Origin of the sequence: Streptomyces sp. NBC_01788 (genome assembly GCF_035917575.1) — a bacterium.
GTDB lineage: Bacteria > Actinomycetota > Actinomycetes > Streptomycetales > Streptomycetaceae > Streptomyces.
In genome coordinates this window covers 4,655,808-4,678,755 of record NZ_CP109090.1, presented here as the reverse complement: position 1 = coordinate 4,678,755, position 22,948 = coordinate 4,655,808, and the positions used below count along the sequence as shown (strand labels likewise).

Genomic DNA, 22,948 nt, shown 5'->3' with positions numbered 1-22,948 from the left:
CGTCCGATATCGGACGATCCGGACCGCCGTCAGGCGGTCGGACCGCCGAAGATGTCGATACGGTCGCCCTCGGCGAGGGTCACGATCGCGCGCTTGGTGGCGGAGCGCTGACCGAAGCCGGTCTTGGTGCGCTTGCGCTTGCCCTGGCGGTTGATCGTGTTGACCCCGGTGACCTTGACCTCGAAGACCGCCTGCACGGCCTGCTTGATCTGGGTCTTGTTGGCGTTCGGGTCGACGATGAACGTGTACTTGTTCTCGTCGAGGAGCGCGTAGCTCTTCTCCGAGACGACCGGCTTGAGCAGAACGTCACGGGGGTCCGTGTACGACTTGCTCAGCGGGGTCTCGACGGTGTTCTTGCCCTCGGCGGCGTGGCGGCGCGCCTTGGCGACACGCGCGGCCTTGGCGGCCTTGGCAGCCTTCGAGGCGATGCTCGGGTGACGCGTAGCCATCAGGCCTCGCTCCCTTCGTTGTCGTTGGCCTTGTTCGGGCCGGCGACGAAGGACTCGAAAGCGGCCTTGGTGAAGACCACGTCGTCCGAGACGAGAACGTCGTACGTGTTCAGCTGGCCCGGCTCCAGGATGTGGACCTGGGGCAGGTTGCGGGCGGACAGCCACGCGGCCTCGTCGGCGCGGTCGACGACCAGGAGCAGGTTCTTGCGCTCCGAGATCTTGCCGAACAGCGTCCTGGCGGACTTCGTGGAGGGGGTCTCGCCCTCGACCACGCCGGTGACGACGTGGATGCGGCTGTGGCGGGCCCGGTCGGTGAGGGCGTGGCGCAGGGCCGCGGCCTTCATCTTCTTCGGGGTCCGCTGGGAGTAGTCACGCGGCTGCGGGCCGTGGACGACGCCACCACCGGCGAACTGCGGCGCGCGGGTCGAACCCTGACGGGCGCGACCGGTGCCCTTCTGGCGGTACGGCTTCTTGCCGCCACCACGGACTTCACCGCGACGCTTGGTCTTGTGCGTGCCCTGGCGGGCAGCGGCGTTCTGCGCGACGACGACCTGGTGGATCAGCGGGATGCTGATCTTCTCCACGCCGAAGATCTCCGCGGGGAGCTCGACGCTTCCGGTCTTCTCGCCGGCAGGCGAAAGGATGTCAACAGTGCTCATCGGTTACCTCAGGCCCCCTTGGCCGCGGTGCGGACCAGGACGAGGCCGCCGTTCGGACCGGGAACCGCGCCCTTGATGAGCAGCAGACCCTTCTCCGCGTCAACGGCGTGGACGGTCAGGTTCTGGGTGGTGACCCGCTCGTTGCCCATGCGACCCGCCATGCGGAGGCCCTTGAACACACGGCCCGGGGTGGCGCAGCCGCCGATGGAACCGGGCGAGCGGTGCTTGCGCTGGGTGCCGTGTCCGGCGCCGAGGCCACGGAAGTTGTGGCGCTTCATGACACCGGCGAAGCCCTTGCCCTTGCTCTTGCCGGTGACGTCGACCTTCACGCCGGCCTCGAACACCTCAGCGGTGATCTGCTGGCCGAGGGTGTACTCGGCGGCGTCCGCGGTGCGGATCTCGACGAGGTGGCGACGGGGGGTGACGTCGGCCTTGGCGAAGTGGCCCTTGAGGGGCTTGTTCACCTTGCGCGGGTCGATCTCGCCGAAGGCGATCTGGACCGACTCGTAGCCGTCGACGTCGTTCGTACGAACCTGGGTGACGACGTTGGGGCCGGCCTTGACGACGGTGACCGGGACGACACGGTTGTTCTCGTCCCACACCTGCGTCATGCCGAGCTTCTCGCCCAGGATGCCCTTGATCTGCTTTGTCATCTCTCAGATCACCGGCCTCAGAGCTTGATCTCGATGTCGACACCGGCCGGGAGGTCGAGTCGCATCAGGGAGTCAACGGTCTTGGGGGTCGGGTCGAGGATGTCGATCAGGCGCTTGTGCGTGCGCATCTCGAAGTGCTCGCGCGAGTCCTTGTACTTGTGCGGCGACTTGATGACGCAGTACACGTTCTTCTCAGTGGGCAGCGGCACCGGGCCCGCGACCGACGCACCAGTACGGGTCACCGTCTCGACGATCTTCTTCGCCGACGAGTCGATGACCTCGTGGTCGTAGGCCTTGAGCCGGATGCGGATCTTCTGTCCCGCCATGGCTACTCCGTAGTCCTGTCTCTTCTTACGCTCTGGAACCCGGCGCTCCCTTGGTCTTCTCCGACCCACGCGGTCGGGCGTGTCGCGCTCCCGCTGACATGGATGCCCCTTGTTTCGAACATCCCATCGGGATTGCGCACGGTCCCCACCGGTTCCGCGAGCCGGGGGCGAAGGCCCACCGGGTGCCTGGCCGGCGCCGCGCCCACACTTCCCGGAAGATTCCCGTACGTCCGCCCCAGCGCTGCCGTGAGGCAGTTAGGGCGACGAGTACCGTGGGACTCGCTTCCGGTCCTCCCGACGGGAGGCGCGCAGCATCAACGCTCGACCGAGCAACTCGGACAGTCTGCCACAGCGGACGGCGGCCTGGCCAATCGGGCCGGGGATATTACCCCGCGGGTGACGCACGTCAAACCAGTGGGGATCGGCCGCCTGATTCGTCAGCCGGCGGAGACGGTCATGGTGCCGAGGATCTCGCTGACCGCGTCGAGGGTGATGCCGGGGTGGAGGAAGGCGAAGCGGGCCACCGTCTCGCCCTCCCAGACGGTGGGCGTCACGAAGGCGATCTGGCGCTCCAGCAGCTCCTTCGACCAGGCGTAGTAGTCGTCCCGGGTCCAGCCGGTGCGGCGGAACAGGACGACGGAGAGCTCGGGGTCGCGGATCAGTTCGAGGCCGTCGGCGGCGCGTATCAGACCCGCCGACTCCAGGGCGATGCGACGGGTCGCGTCGACGGCGTCACGGTAGGCGTCGGTGCCGTGGACGGCCAGGGAGAACCACAGCGGCAGGCCGCGGGGCCGCCGGGTGAGGTGGTAGGCGTAGTCGCTGGGGTTCCACTCCTGCGGGGCGTCGGTGTGGATGCAGTCCAGGTAGGAGGCGTCCTGGGTGTGCACGGCGCGGGCCAGGGCGGGGTCGCGGTAGAGCAGGGCGCCGCAGTCGAAGGGCGCGTACATCCACTTGTGCGGGTCGACGACCAGGGAGTCGGCGTGCTCGATGCCGGCGAATCTCCCGCGCAGCTCCGGGGAGAAGAGCGCGCCGCCGCCGTAGGCCGCGTCGACGTGGAACCAGAGGCCGTACTCCTGGGCTACCCCGGCGATGCCGGTGAGGTCGTCGATGATGCCCGCGTTGGTGGTGCCGGCCGTGGCGACCACGGCGATGACGTCCTCGGGGGACGGGTCGGCGGCGAGCGCGGCACGCACGGCCTCGCCGGTGAGGCGGTGGTCGTCGACCGGGACGACCAGGGCCTCCACGCCGATGATGCGCAGCGTGTTGCCGATCGAGGAGTGGGCCTGGGAGCTGACCGCGATCCGCGGGCGGGCCACCGGTTCACCGGCCGCGGTGCGGGCGGTGTCGCGGGCGACGACGAGGCCGGAGAGGTTGCCCGCCGAGCCGCCGCTCACGAAGCAGCCGCCCGCCTGGGCGGGCAGGCCGGCGAGGTCGGCGAGCAGCCGGAGCACCTGGTTCTCGGCGGCGATGGCGCCCGAGGCCTCCAGCCAGGACACACCGTGCAGGGAGGAGGCCGACAGCACCATGTCGAAGAGGGCGGCGGCCTTGGTGGGGGCTCCGGGGATGAAGGAGAGGAAGCGCGGGCTGTCGCAGGAGACCACGGTGGGCTCGATGTGCTCCGCGTACAGGCGCAGCACGTCGTCGGCGGCCGCGGGGCCGGTGCCGATGGCCTCCTTGAGGGCGGTCTCCAGTTCCGAGGCGTCGCCGAGCCTGCCCAGCGGCACCGGATCGAGGGCCAGCCGGTGCTGGACGTGGTCGATGACCACCTTGGTGAGCGCTTCGTCATGGCTGTGCACGGTGCCTCCGAGGGAACGCCGACAGTAATGGATCCCATCGGACCCATTGCTGAAGCTAAGCCCGCACCGCGCTCCGGGTCAACAAGGGGCTCAGTCCCCGCCCTCAGTTCCCGCCCTCTTCGTAGTGGTCCAGCAGGGCCAGGAACTGGCCGCACGAGTCGGCCAGGTGCTCGCGCATCCGGGCCCCGGCCGCCTCGGCGTCGCCGGCCAGGACCGCGAGCGCGATGGCGCGGTGCTCGTCCCGGAAGACCTGGGCCAGATCCTGGCCGCCCCGGTAGACCACCGACCAGTCCGAGTCCAGCCACAGCGAATTGGCCCGGACGAACATCTCCGTGCGGGCCCGCTCGACCGCCTCGCACAGCACCTCGTTGCCCCCGGCGGCGGCGATGGCCAGGTGGAAACGCGAGTCGACCCGGTGGTAGGCCCCGAGGTCGGCGACCTCCTCGTCGAGCATCCGCACCAGCGCGCGACGGTCGGCGGTGGAGCCGCGCAGCGCGGCGAACGAGGCCGCGGCCGGCTCGATGGTCTGCCGGTACTCCATGTAGTCGCGGATGGTCGCCCGGAAGTCCGCGGCCACGGCCGCCCGCTCCTGGACGGCGGCGGACGACGCGGCGGCTCGTACCCTGGTGCCACCGGAGCGTCCGTGGGTGGTGACCACCAGACCCTCTTCGACAAGCTGCCGCACGGCCTGGCGCACGGTGTTGCGGCCCACGCCGAGGGCGGTGGCGAGGTCGCGTTCGGTGGGCAGCCTGCTGCCGGGTTCGAAGCCGCCGAGCGCGATGCGCTTGCGCAGGATGTCGGTGACCACCTCCCAGGACGGAGGCCGCTGGGTCTGCTCGGCGAGCACCGGCTGCCCCGCCCGGGTCTCCTTGGCCATGGCGCCAACTCCGTCCTCGGGTAAATGCCCGTTCAAAGAAATGGAATCGACTCAGACCCTATTGACACCCCCTGGTGGCGACAATAGCGTCCCGGGCTACGGGTTCGGACGGACCCAAATTGGCGGGTGCACCCTCCCACCCCGCCGGGCGTCGCTCGTACCCCCTCCCCACGCCGGACGGGCCGCCCCCTCTCTCAAAGGAGCCGGTCCATGAGCACAGCCCTCCGCAGACCACCCGGAACCGACAGCCCCGGCAGGCGCCGCAGCCCGCTGCGGATCGCCACCGCCACCCTCATCGGCACCAGCGTGGAGTGGTACGACTTCGGCATCTACAGCACGGCGGCGGCCCTGGTCTTCCCCAAGCTGTTCTTCCCCGAGATGAACCACGCGCTGGCCGTGCTCAGCTCGTTCGCCACCCTGGCCGTCGGCTCCCTGGGACGGCCGCTCGGCGCGGTCCTCTTCGGCCACATCGGCGACCGCTACGGGCGCAAGAAGGCGCTGATCGGCTCCCTGCTGCTGATGGGCGTCTCCACCTTCCTCATCGGCCTGCTCCCCGGCTACGCCTCCGTCGGCGCCCTCGCCCCCGCGCTGCTGCTGGTCGTCCGCATCCTGCAGTCGCTGGCGGTCGGCGGCGAGTGGGGCGGCGCCGTGCTGTACGCGGTCGAGAGCGCACCGCCCGGACGCCGTGCCCTGTACGGCTCGTTCCCGCAGATCGGTGACGGCGTCGGCTTCTTCCTCGCCACCGGCGTCTTCGCCCTGGCCTCCCTCGCGGGCCATGACGCGCTGATCAGCTGGACCTGGCGCATCCCGTTCCTCCTCTCCAGCCTGCTGGTGATCACCGGTCTGCTGATCCGCAGCCAGCTGGAGGAGTCACCGGAGTTCAGCGAGGCGCAGAAGCGCGCCGACGCGGAGAAGGAGTCCGCCCGGCAGATCCCCCTGGTCGGCGTGATCCGCACCGCGTGGCGCCCCTGGCTCCTGGCCTCCGGGGCCTTCCTGGTCACCGTCGGCGGCTACTACGTCATCGTCACCTTCATGTCCGTCTACGCCCTCGATCACCTGCACTTCAGCGAGACGCAGGTCTCCACCGCGGGGATCTTCTGCTCGCTCGTCGTGATCGTCTTCACGCCGGTCTCGGCGATGCTCGCGGACCGGTTCGGGGTCCGCAGGGTCACCCTGATCGGACTCCTCTCGCACCTGCTGGTGGCGTTCCCGATGTTCTGGCTCGCCGACATCGGCACCATCCCGGGCCTGTGGGCGGGCATGGGCCTGGCCATGCTGGCCAGCACCGTCGCCTACTCCACCATCGGCACCATGATCACCACCTGGTTCGCGCCCCGGATCCGCTACACCGGCCTTTCCCTCAGCTACCAGCTCGCCGGCCTGGTGGGTGGCGGTGCCACCCCGGCCCTCGCCCAGTGGCTGGCCGGTCCCTCGGGCACCGACTGGACGCCGGTGGCCCTGCTCTTCCTCGGCATGGCGGTGGTCAGCGTGGCCTGCGTCCTGCTGCACCGGGCGCCCGAGGAGTCCGGGGGCGCCGAGTCCACCGCCACACCCACCCTGATGGAGGCCTGATGTCAGCGACAGCCGTCACCCCAGCGGCGAGCACCGCCGGCCGCGCGCACCTGGAGGAACTGGCCCGCAGGGCCGCCCGCGCGGCCGGACAGGCCACCGCCTGGACGTCCCCGCACACCGGTGCCGGCGAGAAGCTGCACGCCCGGATCGACGCCGCCGTCGCCGAGGACCGGGAGGCCCTGCTCGCCCTGAGCCACGCCCTGCACCAGGACCCCGAGCCCGGCTTCGAGGAGCACCGCGCGGTGGCGCGCGTCGCCGAAGTGCTGCGGTCGCACGGCATCGAGGCCGAGACCGGGGTGTACGGCCTGCCCACCGCGCTGCGCGCCACCGCGGGCACCGGACAGGGGCCCACGGTGGCGGTGCTGGCGGAGTACGACGCCCTGCCGGGCATCGGGCACGCCTGCGGCCACAACGTCATCTGCGCGGCCGGCGTCGGCGCCTTCCTGGCGCTGGCCCGGGTGATGCCCGCGCTCGGCGGCACGGCGGTGCTGCTGGGCACCCCCGCGGAGGAGAACGGCACCGGCAAGGAGACCATGGCCCGCGCCGGGGCGTTCGACGGCGTGGACGCCGCGGTCATGATCCACCCGTTCGCCGGCGGCGACCTGACGGACTCGCCCTACCTGGGCCTGCGGGAGGTCGTCGTGGAGTACCGCGGCCTCGCCGCGCACGCCTCCGCCACCCCGTTCATGGGCGTCAACGCGCTGGACGCGGTGGTCGCCGCGTACCAGGGAATCGCCGCGCTGCGGCAGCACATCCCGCCCACCGACCGGATCCACGGTGTGATCACGGACGGCGGTACACGCCCCAATGTGGTGCCCGACCGTGCGGCCGCACACTTCTATCTGCGGGCCCGCACCGTCGAGGCGCTCGCGGAGCTCTCCGAGCGGGCCCAGCGGGTCTTCGACGGCGCCGCCTCGACGACCGGGACCGAGGTCACCGTGCGCTGGGACGACTGCCCGCCCTGCATGCCGGTGCGCAGCAACGAGGCCCTGGCCACCCGCTTCGCCCTGCACCTCACCGGGCGAGGCCGCACCGTCCTGCCCGGCAGCGCCGCGCCGGACGCCGTGTCCGGATCCACCGACCTCGGCAACGTAAGCGTGCGGATCCCCGCCATCCACCCGATGCTGTCGGTGGCACCGGCCGGAACGGCCCTGCACACGGCGGACTTCGCCGCGCGCACGGCGGGCGCCGAGGCCGACCGCACGGTGCTGGACGGCGCCGCCGCCCTCGCCCGGACCGCCGCGGACTTCCTGGCCGATCCCGGACTGCGCGCCGAGGTGGCCCGCGAGTTCACCGCGGCCGGCGGCGCACTCGACGTCGAACGGCTGCTGGACACACCGGGGGCCGCCCGCTGACCGTCGGGGCCGGACGAAACCGGCCCCGGCACACCCGCGCGTTCACACCGCAGCCCGCGATCGGCCGGAAGAACGCCGGACGATCGCGGGCCGGGGGAAGTCCGTCAGATGACGCCCTGGGCGAGCATCGCGTCGGCCACCCGCTCGAAGCCGGCGATGTTCGCGCCGGTCACGTAGTCGCCGGGGGCGCCGTAGCGCTCGGCGGTCTCGTGGCAAGTGGTGTGGATGTCGCTCATGATGAGGGCCAGCTCCCGCTCCACCTGGGTGGCCGTCCACGCCGTACGGGAGTGGTTCTGCGCCATCTCCAGGGCGCTGACCGCGACCCCGCCCGCGTTCGCCGCCTTGCCGGGGCCGAAGGCCACTCCGGCCTGCTGGAACAGGTGCACGGCCTCGGGCGTCGCCGGCATGTTCGCGCCCTCGGACACGGCCTTCACGCCGTTGCGGATGAGCGTCTCCGCGTCCTTCTCGTCCAGCTCGTTCTCGGTCGCCGAGGGCAGCGCCACATCGCCCGCGACGTCCCAGACCCGCCCGCCGGGCACGAACCGCGCGGAGGCGCCCCGGCGCTCGGCGTACTCGCTGATCCGGCCGCGCTCGACCTCCTTGACCTGCTTCAGCAGCTCCACGTCGACGCCCTTCTCGTCGACCACGTACCCGCTGGAGTCCGAGCAGGTCAGCGGGTTCGCGCCGAGGGCGGTCAACTTCTCGATGGTGTAGATCGCGACGTTCCCGGAGCCCGAGACGACCGCCGACTGGCCCTCCAGCTCCTCGCCGCGCTCGCGCAGCATCGCCTCCGCGAAGAGCACGCTGCCGTACCCGGTGGCCTCCGGCCGGATCAGGGACCCGCCCCAGTTCGAGCCCTTGCCGGTGAGCACGCCGGCCTCCCAGCGGTTGGTGATCCGCCGGTACTGGCCGAACAGGAAGCCGATCTCGCGGGTGCCGACGCCGATGTCACCGGCCGGCACGTCGGTGTGCTCGCCGATGTGCCGGTACAGCTCCGTCATGAACGACTGACAGAACCGCATGACCTCCGCGTCGCTGCGGCCGTGCGGGTCGAAGTCGCTGCCGCCCTTGCCGCCGCCGATGCCGAGCCCGGTCAGCGCGTTCTTGAAGATCTGCTCGAAGCCGAGGAACTTGATGACGCCGAGGTTCACGGACGGGTGGAAACGCAGACCGCCCTTGTACGGGCCCAGCGCGCTGTTGAACTCCACCCGGAAACCGCGGTTGACGTGCACGCGGCCGTGGTCGTCCTGCCACGGCACCCGGAAGATGATCTGCCGCTCCGGCTCGCACAACCGCTCCACGAGCCCTGCCTCCGCGTACTCCGGCCGGGTCGCGAGCACCGGCGCCAGAGTCTCCAGTACCTCGTGAGCGGCCTGGTGGAACTCGGGCTGGGCCGGATTGCGGCGCTCGATCTCGGCGAGCAGGGAGGTGAGCTGGGTCTTGGTGTCGGGTCGGGTCGTCACAGGGTCCCCTTCTGGCACGGCTACTACCGGCCTACAGCCGGTGATGAACGCTCGGCGCCGTTGCCGCGCGCAGGAACTCGGCCGACCCGGGAGTGGGCATCCGGGAAGACGGCCGACCCTTCAGTGTTACCCCTGGATCGATGCACTGGCCAGTGACCGGGCACCTTCGGTCCACGATGTGAGATAAAGATTCCGAAAAGTCGGCTGGTACGACCTTCCCCGGGGGACGCCTACGCCAGGGGCCAGTGAGGCAGGAACTCGACCGCGAGGTACAGCACGACGCCCAGCAGGACGATCCACGGGGCGAGTCCCGTACCGGCCGGCCCTCGCTCGACCCGGACCGCGGGGCGCAGATCGTCGTGGAGTGCCATGGCACTCAGCGTGTCGGCTGCCCGGCTGCCCCGGTCGGAGCGGGCGACACGGCCCATCCAGGGCGGCGCGAACAGACCGGCCAGGGGCTCCGGAGTGTGGCGGCCGAAGAACTCCAGCTGTCCGTCGTGCCGCATCTCCACGCGGGTGATCGTCGACCACGGCAGCAGCCGTGTGGACCACAGGCGGCGGATGTACACGCCGTCCCGGTCCGCGGTGACGCGCCACAGCGCGAGCACGGAGAACACCCAGCCCATGAACAGCGCCGACCACACCGCGAAGAGCAGGTCACCCGGCCGCGGATGCGCCAGGCCCGCCCCGGCCGGATGCTCGGCCAGCGCGACGAACAGGGCGCAGACGACCGCGGCCGCCGCCTTCCCGCGCCACCCCGCACGCCACACCAGCGGCGCCTGGGGCGCCGTCATCACCCCGGCGAGCTCCTCGACACGCTCCCGGCGCTCCTTGCGCGCCTGCCGCCGCCGCTCGGCCCGGACCGCTCTCATCCCCACCCCAGCCCCCTCGTCGTGTGCCACGGCGAGCTTACCGACCGGTCGGTCCTCCCCTCGGCCGCGCCGGCGGTTGCCCGGCACGGCCGAGGGGGACGGGGTGGCGAGCCGCCCTACACCCGCCGGCTCTCCAGTGGGCCGAGGTAGGTGTCCGGCAGGCCCCCCGTGTCGATCAGCAGGCGTTGCAGGACCACCGTCGGGTCGACGGTCCAGAACTTCAGGCGGTGCGCTCCGGCGCGGGTGATCCTGTGCCGGGTCGCGGTGCGGTTCACGTTGTCGGAGGTGTTGCGGGCCCACGCCGTGTTCATCGTGCCGTCGTCCGCGCCCGTGGCCGCGTTGATGTCCACCGTCTGCGGTGCGGCGTCGTCGAAGGAGATCCCGTAGCGCAGTCCGCCGGTCGGCAGGGCCGGGTTCCTCGGGGACACCTCCGCCCACACCGTCACCTCGCCCGCGGAGAGCAGGGTCACCTCGTACTCCAGGCGCGGGGAGCTCGCGGCGCCAGGGGTGCGGCGAGGGGCCGTCACCGGCCACGGGGTCATGCCCGAGGTGGTGCGGCCGACGCCGTCCAGGCGGCGCCACTCCCCCACCACGCGGTCGTGGTGCTCCGCGTCGATCGCCACATAGCCGCCCGCCTCGACGAAGCCCTGCGCCAGCCGCGCCGAGGTGTTCTCCGCCGTGCAGGCGACCGTCACCGTCGTGCCCGCGCCCGAGATCGTCAGCTTCGCCTCCGCCCGGCCGCCCGGCACCCGGCGCCAGTCCACCCGGACCTCCACCCGCACCTGCTCGTCCACCCGGCCGCGGGCGCGGTCGACCAGCAGCCACGGGGCCGAGGGCTGGATCCGGTAATCGAAGGGCGTGCGGCCGCGGTTGAAGAGTTCCACGTACTGCTGCGGGCGGGTCTGGTACGGGCTGAAGGAGGACAGCCGCGCCGCGGTCGTCGCTCCTCCCGGCCACCAGCTCCCCGTGTCCTCCGCCCCGTCCACCGAGACGCCCAGCTCGGCGGCGCGCGGCACCTCGATGCGCCGGACCGCGGGGAAGAGGACGTCCGGGATCGCCACGTTGTCGATCTCCGGCTGCTGCCAGCCCGCGTTCGGGCCGTAGCGCTCCACGTCCCCGTAGTCGATGTGCGGCTGGGTCTGGAAGCCCTTCCACTTGCCCCCGGCCACCTCGTGGTTGAAGCGGTCGGCGAGCGCGAAGTCCCGCTTCAGACCCGCTTCCGCCTGCGCCGCGAGGCCGTTGGTGGCCGCCCGGCCCTGCCTGGCGTAGAGGAGGTTCGTGAACTCGGCCTGCCGCAGGTCGTAGAGGTTCGCGGTCGCCTCCACCTCGTAGCCGACCAGTTCGAACCAGGCGTCCCGGGTCCGCGCGGGCAGCGTGCGGGCGACGCGGTCGGCCTTGCGGGCCAGGGCCTTCCACTCCTCGGTGACCCGCTCCAGCTCGCGGTGGGCGAAGTGGTACGGGGTCTGCTGGTCGTCGTAGACGACCTCGCCGTCCCTGAGGGTGATCCGGCGGTTGAGCAGCTCGGGCTTGCGGCGTGCCTGGAGCCGGCCGTACGCGGCCAGGACCTCCGCGATCGGCACGGAGTCCGCCTCCCCGAAGTTCTGAGCGGCGTAGCGGCGTTCCCACTCCTTCAGCCGCTCCTGGGGCCAGCTGTCCGGGTTCCAGGCGTAGTTGAGGAAGAACTCCGTGGGCAGTTCGTTGCCCTTCAGATCGCCGACGTTGGTGACCCACAGGCCGTGGTTGCCGTAGGCGTGCGCCTGGTGGAGCTGGTCCCAGAGGTTGGTGAGGTTCGCCGTGTCGACCCACTTGTAGTTGCGGCCGGCGCCGACGTAGTCGAAGTGGTAGTACAGGCCGTATCCGCCGGCGCGGTCGCGCTCCGCGGGGTCGGGGTGCTTGCGGATGTTGCCCCAGTTGTCGTCGGTGAGGACGACCGTCACGTCGTCCGGGGCGCGCAGACCACGGTCCCAGTAGCGCTGCACCTCCTTGTAGAGCGTCCACACCTGCGGGGTCTCGGCGGCCGGCCGGCCGGTGATCTCCTCGATGATGCGGCGCTGCTCGGCGATGATCTCCTGCATCAGCTCGATGCCGTCGCCGTCGGGCAGGCTGGTGTCGCCGTTGCCGCGCATGCCCAGGGTGACGACGCCCTCGAAGCCCTCGTCGACCATGCGCCGGATGCCGTCCCGCCAGTACGCCTTGATCGCCTCGGAGTTGCGGACGTAGGACCACTCGCCGTTGCCGCCGTAGGGGTCCTTGCCCCCGCCCGCGTGGCGGTTCCACTCCTCGATGCCGCGCATCATGGGCGCCTCGTGGGAGGTGCCCATGACGATCCCGTACTCCGACGCCCGCTTGTGGTTCTCCGGGTCGTCCTCCGCGAAGGCGCGCCCCCACACCGCCGGCCAGAGGTAGTTGCCCTTCAGCCGGAGCAGCAGTTCGAAGACCTTGGCGTAGAAGTCGGCGTTGAAGCCGCCGGGCTGGCCGGGGGCCTTGCCCGGACCGAAGTAGGCGGGCGCCCAGGTGCCCAGGGCCGGGTTCTCGTCGTTGATGAAGACGCCCCGGTACTTCACCACCGGGGTGCCCTGCGTGTGCCGGCCGGGCAGGATCCACACCCGGTTCCGTCGCACCGGCGACACGTCGTCCCACCAGTACCAGGGCGAGACCCCGATGCCGTACGAGACGTCGTACGCCCCGAAGATCGTGCCGCGCGGGTCGCTGCCCGCGATGACGAGCGCCCGGTCGACGCCGGGCATCGGGTGGTCGACCACCGCCTGGAGCGAGGTCTCCCAGCGGCCGCGCACCCCGGTGACGTCCAGCTTCCCCGACTTCACCAGGCCGTCGATCAGCGGGCTGCGGCCGATCGTTCCCACCAGCACGGCGTTGCGGGCGATGGTCCGGCCCGGTCGTACGCCCGTGACCCGCTGGATGTCGTCGCGCAGGTCCCCCGCGGCCCGGACGACTCCGGTGTGGTCGTCGGCGCTGACCACGATCGGGGCGCCCACCAGGGAGAACGAGCCCGGCTTCGGCTCACGGGGTGCGAAGGAGACGTAGGCACCCGGATCCGTCACCCGCGGGCCGCCGCCCTCGTCCCCGGCCGCCCAGGCGGAAGCCGCCCCACCCACAGCACCCGACGACAGCACCGGCACCGCGGCGAGGCTCGCGCCCAGGACGGCTCTCCGGCTGACGTGCGCAGACATGGCACACCCCTCACACACCCGAATTTGGTCAGTGGCATGACAAATGTTGGAGGAGGGGCCTGCGGTGAACCAGGGGTCGTGCACGCCGAATAGTTTCGTAACAGCTGAACCCCGCCGCGCGGTTGCGCACCGGGGAAACCGAACCCGCGGGCCGGTACGCGAAAGGGCCCGTACGACCGGAGTCGTACGGGCCCTTCCGATGCTCGCGATGGAGCTACCGGGTCGAGGGACCCTTCAGCAAGCCGGTGAGCTTACTTCAGGATCTTGGTGACCTGGCCGGCGCCCACGGTACGGCCACCCTCGCGGATGGCGAACTTCAGGCCCTCTTCCATGGCGATGGGCTGGATGAGCTCCACCTTCATCTCGGTGTTGTCACCCGGCATCACCATCTCGGTGCCCTCGGGGAGGGTCACCACGCCGGTCACGTCCGTCGTGCGGAAGTAGAACTGCGGACGGTAGTTGTTGAAGAACGGCGTGTGGCGGCCACCCTCGTCCTTGGAGAGGATGTAGGCCTGGGCCTCGAAGTCGGTGTGCGGCGTGACCGTACCCGGCTTGATGATGACCTGGCCGCGCTCGACGTCCTCGCGCTTGATGCCACGGAGCAGCAGACCGACGTTCTCACCGGCCTGGCCCTCGTCGAGCAGCTTGCGGAACATCTCGATGCCGGTGACCGTGGTGGTGGTCTTCTCCGTCTTGATGCCGATGATGTCGACGGTCTCGTTGACCTTGAGGACACCACGCTCGATGCGGCCGGTGACGACCGTACCGCGACCGGTGATGGTGAAGACGTCCTCGATCGGCATCAGGAACGGCTTGTCGACGTCGCGCTCCGGCTCCGGGATCGCCTCGTCGACGGCGTTCATCAGGGAGAGGACGGAGTCCACCCACTGCTGCTCGCCCTCGAGGGCCTTCAGCGCGGAGACCTTGACGACCGGGACGTCGTCGCCCGGGAACTCGTACTCGGTGAGGAGCTCACGGACCTCGAGCTCGACGAGCTCCAGGATCTCCTCGTCGTCCACCATGTCGGCCTTGTTCAGGGCGACGACGATGTACGGCACGCCGACCTGGCGGGCCAGGAGCACGTGCTCCTTGGTCTGCGGCATCGGGCCGTCGGTCGCGGCGACCACCAGGATCGCGCCGTCCATCTGGGCGGCACCGGTGATCATGTTCTTGATGTAGTCCGCGTGACCGGGGCAGTCGACGTGGGCGTAGTGACGCGCCTCGGTCTGGTACTCGACGTGCGAGATGGAGATCGTGATACCACGCTGGCGCTCTTCGGGCGCCTTGTCGATGTTGTCGAACGGGGTGGCCTCGTTCAGCTCCGGGTACGCGTCGTGCAGCACCTTGGTAATGGCGGCCGTGAGGGTCGTCTTACCGTGGTCGATGTGACCGATGGTGCCGATGTTGACGTGCGGCTTAGTCCGCTCGAACTTCGCCTTCGCCACTGGGTTCCTCCTGTGGAGTGGTTCTGTACGCCTTACTCATCGGCGCCAGGTGATCTTTGCTGGATGGCCCGGAGCTCCGGGGCATTCCTCCGGGTGCGCGGCGAATGGCCGCGAATCCGTGGAATGCCCCGAGAGGCTCCGGAGTCAAGCCTAAAGGCTGGAACTCAGGTGAGTTACTCGCCCTTGGCCTTCGCGATGATCTCCTCGGCGACGTTCCGCGGAACCTCGGCGTAGGAGTCGAACTGCATCGAGTAGCTTGCGCGACCCGACGTCTTGCTGCGGAGGTCGCCGACGTAGCCGAACATCTCCGAGAGGGGCACGAGGCCCTTCACGACACGGGCACCCGCCCGCTCCTCCATGGCCTGGATCTGGCCACGGCGGGAGTTGATGTCGCCGATGACCTCACCCATGTAGTCCTCGGGCGTGGTGACCTCGACGGCCATCATCGGCTCGAGCAGCACGGGGCTGGCCTTGCGCGCGGCCTCCTTGAAGGCCTGCGAACCGGCGATCTTGAACGCGAGCTCGGAGGAGTCGACCTCGTGGTAGCCACCGTCGAGAAGCGTGACGCGGACGCCCGTCATCTCGTAGCCGGCCAGGATGCCGAACTGCATCGCTTCCTGGGCGCCGGCGTCGACCGAGGGGATGTACTCCTTCGGAACGCGACCACCGGTGACCTTGTTCACGAACTCGTACGAGGCGTCGCCGCCCTCGATCGGCTCGATCGCGATCTGCACCTTGGCGAACTGGCCGGTACCACCAGTCTGCTTCTTGTGCGTGTAGTCGACCCGCTCGACCGCCTTGCGGATGGTCTCGCGGTAGGCGACCTGCGGCTTGCCGACGTTGGCCTCGACCTTGAACTCACGGCGCATGCGGTCGACCAGCACCTCGAGGTGCAGCTCGCCCATACCGCCGATGATGGTCTGGCCGGTCTCCTCGTCCGAGTGGACCTGGAAGGACGGGTCCTCCTCGGCCAGGCGCTGGATCGCGATGCCCAGCTTCTCCTGGTCGCCCTTCGACTTGGGCTCGATGGCGACCTGGATGACCGGCGCCGGGAAGTCCATGGACTCCAGGATGACCGGGTTCTTGTCGTCGGACAGCGTCTCACCGGTCGTGGTCTGCTTCAGACCCATGACGGCGACGATGTCACCGGCGCCCACCGACGGGATCTCCTCACGCTTGTTGGCGTGCATGCGGTAGATCTTGCCGATGCGCTCCTTCTTGCCCTTGACGGAGTTCAGCACGGCGGTGCCGGACTCCAGGCGGCCCGAGTAGACCCGGACGAAGGTGAGCTTGCCCAGGTGCGGGTCGCTCATGATCTTGAACGCGAGGGCGGCCAGCGGCTCGTCCTCGGACGGCTTGCGCTTGATGACCTCTTCCGCGTTGCCCACGGCGTGGCCCTCGATGGCCTCGACGTCGAGCGGCGTGGGGAGGTAGCGCACGACCGCGTCGAGCAGGGGCTGGACGCCCTTGTTCTTGAACGCGGTGCCACAGAACACCGGGGTGATCGTGGTCTCGGAGGCCTTGCCGGACGCGATGGTGATACGACGGATCGCGGCGTGCAGCTGCTCCTCGGTGGGCTCGTTGCCCTCCAGGTACAGCTCCATGATCTCTTCGTCGTTCTCCGCGACGGCCTCGACCAGCTTGCCGTGCCACTCCTCGGCGGCCTCGGTGTGCGTGGCCGGGATGTCGACGACGTCGTACATCTCGCCCTTGGCGGCCTCGGCGGACCACACGAGCGCCTTCATGCGGACCAGGTCCACAACGCCCTTGAAGTCGGCCTCGGCACCGATCGGCAGCTGCATGACCAGCGGCTGCGCGCCCAGGCGGTCCTTGATCATGTCGACGCAGCGGTGGAACTCGGCACCGGTGCGGTCGAGCTTGTTCACGAAGCAGATGCGGGGAACGCCGTAGCGGTCCGCCTGACGCCACACCGTCTCGGACTGGGGCTCGACACCGGCGACGCCGTCGAACACCGTCACGGCACCGTCGAGCACACGCAGGGAGCGCTCCACCTCGACGGTGAAGTCGACGTGACCCGGCGTGTCGATGATGTTGATCGTGTGGTCGACGTTGTCCAGCGGCCAGTGACAGGTGGTGGCAGCAGAGGTGATCGTGATGCCACGCTCCTGCTCCTGCTCCATCCAGTCCATCGTGGCGGAACCCTCGTGGGTCTCACCGATCTTGTAGGACACACCGGTGTAGAACAGGATCCGCTCGGTGGTGGTCGTCTTGCCCGCGTCGATGTGGGCCATGATCCCGATGTTGCGGACATGGGCCAGGTCAAGTGAAGTGGTAGCCATAAGGCTTCAGTCTTCTCTCGGTTCTCGATGGGGTAGCGACTACCAGCGGTAGTGCGCGAAGGCCTTGTTGGACTCGGCCATCTTGTGCGTGTCCTCGCGCTTCTTCACCGCGGCACCGAGGCCGTTGGAGGCGTCGAGGAGCTCGTTGAGCAGGCGCTCGGTCATGGTCTTCTCGCGACGGGCGCGGGAGTAACCGACCAGCCAGCGCAGCGCCAGGGTGTTGGCACGACCGGGCTTGACCTCGATCGGAACCTGGTACGTGGCGCCACCGACACGACGGGACTTGACCTCGAGGGTCGGCTTGATGTTCTCAAGCGCGCGCTTCAGCGTGATGATCGGGTCGTTGCCCGTCTTCTCACGCAGACCCTCCATGGCACCGTAGACGATGCGCTCGGCGGTGGAGCGCTTGCCGTTCAGCAGCACCTTGTTGATCAGGGAGGTCACCAGAGGAGAGCCGTAGACCGGGTCGATGATGACCGGGCGCTTCGGGGCGGGGCCCTTACGAGGCATTCTTACTTCTCCTTCTTGGCGCCGTAACGGCTGCGAGCCTGCTTGCGGTTCTTGACACCCTGGGTGTCGAGCGAACCGCGGATGATCTTGTAGCGAACACCCGGCAGGTCCTTCACACGGCCGCCGCGCACGAGCACGATGGAGTGCTCCTGCAGGTTGTGTCCCTCACCCGGAATGTAAGCCGTGACCTCGATGCCGCTGGTCAGACGCACACGCGCGACCTTACGGAGGGCCGAGTTCGGCTTCTTCGGAGTGGTCGTGAACACACGCGTGCAGACGCCACGACGCTGGGGCGAACCCTCGAGTGCGGGCGTCTTGTTCTTCTCGACCTTGTCCTGCCGGCCCTTGCGGACCAGCTGCTGGATCGTAGGCACTACTTCTCCGGTTTCTGTGTGCCGATGGGTACAGCTAACCTGGAACACCGCCGACCCACGCGGTCGGGTGTGTCGAATCCCGCAGACTCCCACCGCAAGGCAGAAAGAGGCGCTAGATCACGGTGGCCGTCAACGGCTCCCGGTGCGGTTTGAAGGCACGCACGAAAGCCAGGGCACACCCCAGGCACAAGGTCTGAGCGTACCTACCTCATTCGCTGTGGTCAAAACAAATGGGCCCCGCCCGCCGCGCCCCGCGGGTCTTGTCAAGTCGGGGACCCGCGGGCGATCTTCGAATTCACGGAATGTGATCTTCGAACAGCGGAATGCCCGCGTCATCCCGACCCCGCGATCCCGGCGATGACCAGCAGGGTCAGGACCACCGCCCAGCCCGCGACGGACAGCCAGCCCAGGACCAGGCCGGCCAGCGCGAGGCCGTCACCGCCCTCCCCGGTGCGCCGCATCTCCGCGCGGGCGGCGTGTCCCAGGACCACCGCCGGCAGGCCCGTCACACCGGCCGTCATCAGCGTGAGCACCCCGCAGACCAGGGAGCCGACGGCCTTGCCGTTGGTGGGCGGCGGCACCGGCAGGAACGTGGACGGCGCGATCGGGGCCACCGCCGAGGTGAGCGGCACCGGCCCCTGCGGCAGGTCCGCCACCAGCAGCGCCAGCTCCCCGACCGTACGCGCCTGGTACGCCCGTGCGATGCGCTGGTCGAGTTCCCGTTCGTCCAGGCGGCCCTCGCCGAATCCCGCCCTGAGCACGTCCACGGCCCGCTCGCGGTCGGCGTGGGAAGCCAGCATCGACGGGCTGCCCGGGCCCTGCCACGGCTGCGGGACCCCCTGTCCCCCCTGCCAGGACTGCATGGGCTGCATCGGCTGCATGGGCTGCATCGGCTGCCATGACGGATACGACGGTTGGTACGACACTGGGACCTCCCCCGGACCGCGCGTGTCCTTCCATCATGCGCCAAAGGGGGCCATCTCGTTACGGGACGGCGCGCCCGTTCGGGGACTGAACGAACTTCATCGGACATCCATGGCCGAATCACGCTGCGGACACGCCGAAGGGCGGCCACCCCGCAGTGGGAGTGGCCGCCCTTCAAGCTGCTCGCTTACTGGTTGTACGGACCGTAGTCGTAGTCCTCCAGCGGAACGGCCTGGCCGGAGCCGGAGCCGAACGGCGAGTAGTCGATGTCGTCGTAGCCGACGGCCGAGTACATCGCGGCCTTGGCCTCCTCGGTCGGCTCGACCCGGATGTTGCGGTAGCGGGACAGACCCGTACCGGCCGGGATGAGCTTACCGATGATGACGTTCTCCTTGAGGCCGATCAGGGAGTCGGACTTGGCGTTGATCGCCGCGTCCGTCAGGACCCTGGTCGTCTCCTGGAAGGACGCCGCCGACAGCCAGGACTCGGTCGCCAGCGAGGCCTTGGTGATACCCATGAGCTGCGGACGACCGGAGGCCGGGTGACCGCCCTCCTGGACCACACGACGGTTCTCGTGCTCGAACTTCGAGCGCTCGACCAGCTCGCCGGGCAGCAGCTCGGCGTCGCCGGACTCGATGATCGTCACGCGGCGGAGCATCTGCCGGATGATGATCTCGATGTGCTTGTCGTGGATCGACACACCCTGCGAGTTGTAGACCTTCTGGACCTCGCCGACCAGGTGGACCTGGACGGCCCGCTGACCCAGGATGCGCAGCACGTCGTGCGGGTTGGTGGCACCCACGGTGAGCTTCTGGCCCACCTCGACGTGGTCGCCCTCGCCGACCAGCAGACGGGCACGCTTCGAGATCGGGAACGCCGTCTCGTCGCTGCCGTCGTCCGGGGTGATGACGATCTTCTTGGTCTTCTCGGTCTCCTCGATCCGGACGCGTCCGGCCGCCTCGGAGATCGGGGCGACACCCTTCGGCGTACGGGCCTCGAAGAGCTCGACGACACGCGGCAGACCCTGGGTGATGTCGTCACCGGCCACACCACCGGTGTGGAAGGTACGCATCGTCAGCTGGGTGCCGGGCTCACCGATGGACTGGGCGGCGATGATGCCGACCGCCTCACCGATGTCGACCAGCTTGCCGGTGGCGAGCGAGCGGCCGTAGCACATGGCGCAGGTGCCCACCGCGGACTCGCAGGTCAGGACCGAGCGGGTCTTGACCTCGGAGACGCCGCGGGAGACGAGCTCCTCGATGAGCACGTCGCCCAGGTCGGTGCCGGCCGGGGCCAGCACCTGGCCGTCGACCACGATGTCCTCGGCGAGGCAGCGCGCGTACACGGACGTCTCGACGTTGTCCGCCTTGCGCAGCACGCCGTCCGCACCGCGCTCCGCGATGTGCAGCTTGAGGCCGCGCTCGGTGCCGCAGTCCTCCTCGCGGATGATGACGTCCTGGGAGACGTCGACCAGACGACGGGTGAGGTAACCGGAGTCGGCGGTACGCAGGGCGGTGTCGGCCAGACCCTTACGGGCACCGTGCGTGGAGATGAAGTACTCCAGCACGGACAGACCCTCACGGAACGACGCCTTGATGGGCCGCGGGATGGTCTCGTTCTTGGCGTTCGACACCAGACCGCGCATACCGGCGATCTGACGCATCTGCATCATGTTTCCTCGGGCGCCCGAGGAAACCATCATGAAGATCGGGTTGGTCTTCGGGAAGTTGTCGTTCATCGCCTCGGCGACCTCGTTGGTCGCCTTGGTCCAGATCGCGATGAGCTCCTGGGTGCGCTCGTCCTTGGTGATCAGACCGCGCTCGTACTGCTTCTGGACCTTCTCGTCCTGCGCCTCGTAGCCCTTGACGATCTCCTTCTTCGCCTCGGGAACGACGACGTCGGAGATGGCGACGGTGACACCGGAGCGGGTGGCCCAGTAGAAGCCGGACGACTTCAGGTTGTCGAGCGTGGCCGCCACGATGACCTTCGGGTAGCGCTCGGCGAGGTCGTTGACGATCTCGGAGAGCTGCTTCTTGCCCACCTCGTAGTCGACGAACGGGTAGTCCTCGGGCAGCAGCTCGTTGAAGAGCGCGCGGCCCAGGGTCGTCTTCAGGCGGAAGGAGTCACCCTGCTGCCACTCCGGCTCGCCCTCCTCGCGGACCGGCGGGGTCCAGCCGCGCGGCGGGATGGTGCCCACCGGGAAGCGGACGTCCACCCGCGACTGGAGCGAGAGCTCACCGGCGTCGAACGCCATGATCGCCTCGGCGACCGACGCGAACGAGCGGTCCTCGCCCTTGGCCTCGCGGCCCTCGGCGTCGGTGGTGAGGAAGTACAGACCGAGGACCATGTCCTGGGTCGGCATCGTCACCGGACGGCCGTCGGCCGGCTTGAGGATGTTGTTCGAGGACAGCATCAGGATGCGGGCCTCGGCCTGCGCCTCCGCGGACAGCGGCAGGTGCACGGCCATCTGGTCACCGTCGAAGTCCGCGTTGAACGCGGTGCACACGAGCGGGTGGATCTGGATGGCCTTGCCCTCGACCAGCTGCGGCTCGAAGGCCTGGATGCCGAGGCGGTGCAGGGTGGGCGCACGGTTCAGCAGAACCGGGTGCTCCGCGATGACCTCTTCCAGCACGTCGTACACGACCGTGCGGCCGCGCTCGACCATGCGCTTGGCCGACTTGATGTTCTGCGCGTGGTTCAGGTCGACCAGGCGCTTCATCACGAACGGCTTGAAGAGCTCCAGCGCCATCGCCTTCGGCAGACCGCACTGGTGCAGCTTGAGCTGCGGGCCGACGACGATCACGGAACGGGCCGAGTAGTCGACGCGCTTGCCGAGCAGGTTCTGACGGAAGCGGCCCTGCTTGCCCTTGAGCATGTCGGACAGCGACTTCAGCGGACGGTTGCCGGGGCCCGTGACCGGGCGGCCGCGGCGGCCGTTGTCGAAGAGCGCGTCGACGGCCTCCTGGAGCATGCGCTTCTCGTTGTTCACGATGATCTCGGGCGCGCCGAGGTCGAGAAGCCGCTTCAGGCGGTTGTTGCGGTTGATGACACGGCGGTACAGGTCGTTCAGGTCGGAGGTCGCGAAGCGGCCGCCGTCCAGCTGCACCATCGGACGCAGGTCCGGCGGGATGACCGGCACGCAGTCCAGGACCATGCCCTTGGGGCTGTTGGACGTCTGCAGGAACGCGGAGACGACCTTCAGGCGCTTCAGGGCGCGAGTCTTCTTCTGGCCCTTGCCGGTGCGGATGATCTCGCGGAGCTTCTCGGCCTCCTCCTCGAGGTCGAAGGACTCCAGGCGCTTCTGCAGCGCCGCGGCACCCATCGAGCCGTCGAAGTACGTGCCGAACCGGTCGCGCAGCTCGCGGTAGAGCAGCTCGTCGCCCTCGAGGTCCTGGACCTTGAGGTTCTTGAACCGGGTCCACACCTCGTCGAGGCGGTCGATCTCGCGCTGCGCGCGGTCGCGCAGCTGCTTCATCTCACGCTCGGCACCCTCGCGCACCTTGCGGCGCACGTCGGCCTTGGCACCCTCGGCCTCCAGCTCGGCGAGGTCCGTCTCGAGCTTCTTGGCGCGGGCCTCCAGGTCGGCGTCGCGGCGCTGCTCGATCTGCTGGCGCTCGACGGAGACGTGGGCCTCCAGCGACGGCAGGTCGCGGGTACGGCGCTCGTCGTCGACGTACGTGATCATGTACGCCGCGAAGTAGATGACCTTCTCAAGGTCCTTCGGGGCCAGGTCCAGCAGGTAGCCCAGGCGCGACGGGACGCCCTTGAAGTACCAGATGTGGGTGACGGGCGCGGCCAGCTCGATGTGGCCCATCCGCTCACGGCGCACCTTGGCGCGGGTGACCTCGACGCCGCAGCGCTCGCAGATGATGCCCTTGAAGCGGACACGCTTGTACTTGCCGCAGTAGCACTCCCAGTCCCGGGTGGGACCGAAGATCTTCTCGCAGAAGAGCCCGTCCTTTTCCGGCTTGAGGGTGCGGTAGTTGATCGTCTCGGGCTTCTTGACCTCGCCGTGGCTCCACTGACGGATGTCGTCAGCGGTGGCCAGGCCGATCCGGAGCTCGTCGAAGAAGTTGACGTCGAGCACTATGCGTCAATCCCTCTCAGGGTTGTAAGTCTGTGGTCTGAAACGGGGGCCTGGGGGTCGGCGGGCCTCCTGGTCAGGAGGCCCGCCGGACTCCC

General features: G+C 69.4%; 17 protein-coding genes. 2 read left to right on the top strand and 15 right to left on the bottom strand.

Annotated features, from left to right (window positions below):
- Positions 1-29: 29 nt before the first annotated feature.
- The 6 genes from rplW to OIE49_RS21235 form a co-directional block, all read right to left on the bottom strand.
- A complete protein-coding gene (gene rplW / locus OIE49_RS21260; protein ID WP_100569742.1) occupies positions 30-449 on the bottom strand; it encodes a 50S ribosomal protein L23 in 420 nt (139 codons plus the stop codon).
- The gene (gene rplD / locus OIE49_RS21255; protein WP_100569741.1) at positions 449-1,108 is read right to left on the bottom strand and encodes a 50S ribosomal protein L4; all 660 of its coding nucleotides are present in this window, start codon (positions 1,106-1,108) and stop codon (positions 449-451) included. Before rplD ends, rplW begins: the two co-directional genes overlap by 1 nt.
- Before the next feature lie 8 nt (positions 1,109-1,116).
- Complete coding sequence (rplC, locus tag OIE49_RS21250) at positions 1,117-1,761, bottom strand: 50S ribosomal protein L3 (protein WP_100569740.1); 645 nt, start codon at positions 1,759-1,761, stop codon at positions 1,117-1,119.
- Between the two features lie 17 nt (positions 1,762-1,778).
- Entirely contained in the window at positions 1,779-2,087 is a 309-nt protein-coding gene (gene rpsJ, locus OIE49_RS21245; protein ID WP_003948644.1) for a 30S ribosomal protein S10, read from the bottom strand.
- Between the two features lie 437 nt (positions 2,088-2,524).
- Complete coding sequence (locus OIE49_RS21240) at positions 2,525-3,883, bottom strand: pyridoxal phosphate-dependent decarboxylase family protein (protein WP_326803672.1); 1,359 nt, start codon at positions 3,881-3,883, stop codon at positions 2,525-2,527.
- Between the two features lie 103 nt (positions 3,884-3,986).
- Positions 3,987-4,760, bottom strand: coding sequence for a FadR/GntR family transcriptional regulator (locus OIE49_RS21235; RefSeq protein WP_326803671.1), 774 nt, complete (start codon positions 4,758-4,760; stop codon positions 3,987-3,989).
- A 210-nt stretch (positions 4,761-4,970) separates the two neighbouring features.
- Between OIE49_RS21235 and OIE49_RS21230 the strand changes: the two genes are divergently transcribed.
- Both OIE49_RS21230 and OIE49_RS21225 read left to right on the top strand, forming a co-directional pair.
- Positions 4,971-6,332 (top strand): MFS transporter, encoded by a 1,362-nt coding sequence (locus OIE49_RS21230; protein ID WP_326803670.1) that lies wholly within the window; start codon positions 4,971-4,973, stop codon positions 6,330-6,332.
- The gene (locus OIE49_RS21225; RefSeq protein WP_326803668.1) at positions 6,332-7,687 is read left to right on the top strand and encodes a M20 family metallopeptidase; all 1,356 of its coding nucleotides are present in this window, start codon (positions 6,332-6,334) and stop codon (positions 7,685-7,687) included. The genes OIE49_RS21230 and OIE49_RS21225 overlap by 1 nt, the downstream gene beginning before the upstream one ends.
- A gap of 104 nt (positions 7,688-7,791) precedes the next feature.
- On the opposite strand, the gene gdhA is transcribed toward OIE49_RS21225, so the two are convergent.
- From gdhA to OIE49_RS21180, 9 genes are all read right to left on the bottom strand, one after another.
- Positions 7,792-9,150 (bottom strand): NADP-specific glutamate dehydrogenase, encoded by a 1,359-nt coding sequence (gdhA, locus tag OIE49_RS21220; protein ID WP_326803667.1) that lies wholly within the window; start codon positions 9,148-9,150, stop codon positions 7,792-7,794.
- Positions 9,151-9,380: 230 nt separating this feature from the next.
- Entirely contained in the window at positions 9,381-10,022 is a 642-nt protein-coding gene (locus OIE49_RS21215; protein ID WP_326803666.1) for a PH domain-containing protein, read from the bottom strand.
- 116 nt (positions 10,023-10,138) lie between these two features.
- Entirely contained in the window at positions 10,139-13,213 is a 3,075-nt protein-coding gene (locus tag OIE49_RS21210; protein WP_326803665.1) for a glycosyl hydrolase 115 family protein, read from the bottom strand.
- A 251-nt stretch (positions 13,214-13,464) separates the two neighbouring features.
- The gene (gene tuf / locus OIE49_RS21205) at positions 13,465-14,658 is read right to left on the bottom strand and encodes an elongation factor Tu (protein WP_100569732.1); all 1,194 of its coding nucleotides are present in this window, start codon (positions 14,656-14,658) and stop codon (positions 13,465-13,467) included.
- Positions 14,659-14,831: 173 nt separating this feature from the next.
- A complete protein-coding gene (gene fusA / locus OIE49_RS21200) occupies positions 14,832-16,958 on the bottom strand; it encodes an elongation factor G (RefSeq protein ID WP_100569731.1) in 2,127 nt (708 codons plus the stop codon).
- A gap of 39 nt (positions 16,959-16,997) precedes the next feature.
- Entirely contained in the window at positions 16,998-17,468 is a 471-nt protein-coding gene (rpsG, locus tag OIE49_RS21195) for a 30S ribosomal protein S7 (RefSeq protein ID WP_003992340.1), read from the bottom strand.
- 2 nt (positions 17,469-17,470) lie between these two features.
- A complete protein-coding gene (gene rpsL, locus OIE49_RS21190) occupies positions 17,471-17,842 on the bottom strand; it encodes a 30S ribosomal protein S12 (protein ID WP_003948652.1) in 372 nt (123 codons plus the stop codon).
- A 332-nt stretch (positions 17,843-18,174) separates the two neighbouring features.
- Positions 18,175-18,723, bottom strand: coding sequence for a DUF1707 and DUF4190 domain-containing protein (locus OIE49_RS21185; RefSeq protein WP_401737379.1), 549 nt, complete (start codon positions 18,721-18,723; stop codon positions 18,175-18,177).
- A 230-nt stretch (positions 18,724-18,953) separates the two neighbouring features.
- Positions 18,954-22,853, bottom strand: coding sequence for a DNA-directed RNA polymerase subunit beta' (locus tag OIE49_RS21180; RefSeq protein WP_326803664.1), 3,900 nt, complete (start codon positions 22,851-22,853; stop codon positions 18,954-18,956).
- Positions 22,854-22,948 lie beyond the last annotated feature (95 nt).

What these genes read in the sequence shown, in the direction of transcription:
- rplW (WP_100569742.1), bottom strand. Translation starts at nt 449, where the DNA reads ATGGCTACGCGTCACCCGAGCATCGCCTCGAAGGCTGCCAAGGCCGCC.
- rplD (WP_100569741.1), bottom strand. Translation starts at nt 1,108, where the DNA reads ATGAGCACTGTTGACATCCTTTCGCCTGCCGGCGAGAAGACCGGAAGC.
- rplC (WP_100569740.1), bottom strand. Translation starts at nt 1,761, where the DNA reads ATGACAAAGCAGATCAAGGGCATCCTGGGCGAGAAGCTCGGCATGACG.
- rpsJ (WP_003948644.1), bottom strand. Translation starts at nt 2,087, where the DNA reads ATGGCGGGACAGAAGATCCGCATCCGGCTCAAGGCCTACGACCACGAG.
- OIE49_RS21235 (WP_326803671.1), bottom strand. Translation starts at nt 4,760, where the DNA reads ATGGCCAAGGAGACCCGGGCGGGGCAGCCGGTGCTCGCCGAGCAGACC.
- OIE49_RS21230 (WP_326803670.1), top strand. Translation starts at nt 4,971, where the DNA reads ATGAGCACAGCCCTCCGCAGACCACCCGGAACCGACAGCCCCGGCAGG.
- OIE49_RS21225 (WP_326803668.1), top strand. Translation starts at nt 6,332, where the DNA reads ATGTCAGCGACAGCCGTCACCCCAGCGGCGAGCACCGCCGGCCGCGCG.
- OIE49_RS21215 (WP_326803666.1), bottom strand. Translation starts at nt 10,022, where the DNA reads ATGAGAGCGGTCCGGGCCGAGCGGCGGCGGCAGGCGCGCAAGGAGCGC.
- OIE49_RS21210 (WP_326803665.1), bottom strand. Translation starts at nt 13,213, where the DNA reads ATGTCTGCGCACGTCAGCCGGAGAGCCGTCCTGGGCGCGAGCCTCGCC.
- fusA (WP_100569731.1), bottom strand. Translation starts at nt 16,958, where the DNA reads ATGGCTACCACTTCACTTGACCTGGCCCATGTCCGCAACATCGGGATC.
- rpsG (WP_003992340.1), bottom strand. Translation starts at nt 17,468, where the DNA reads ATGCCTCGTAAGGGCCCCGCCCCGAAGCGCCCGGTCATCATCGACCCG.
- OIE49_RS21185 (WP_401737379.1), bottom strand. Translation starts at nt 18,723, where the DNA reads ATGCAGCCGATGCAGCCCATGCAGTCCTGGCAGGGGGGACAGGGGGTC.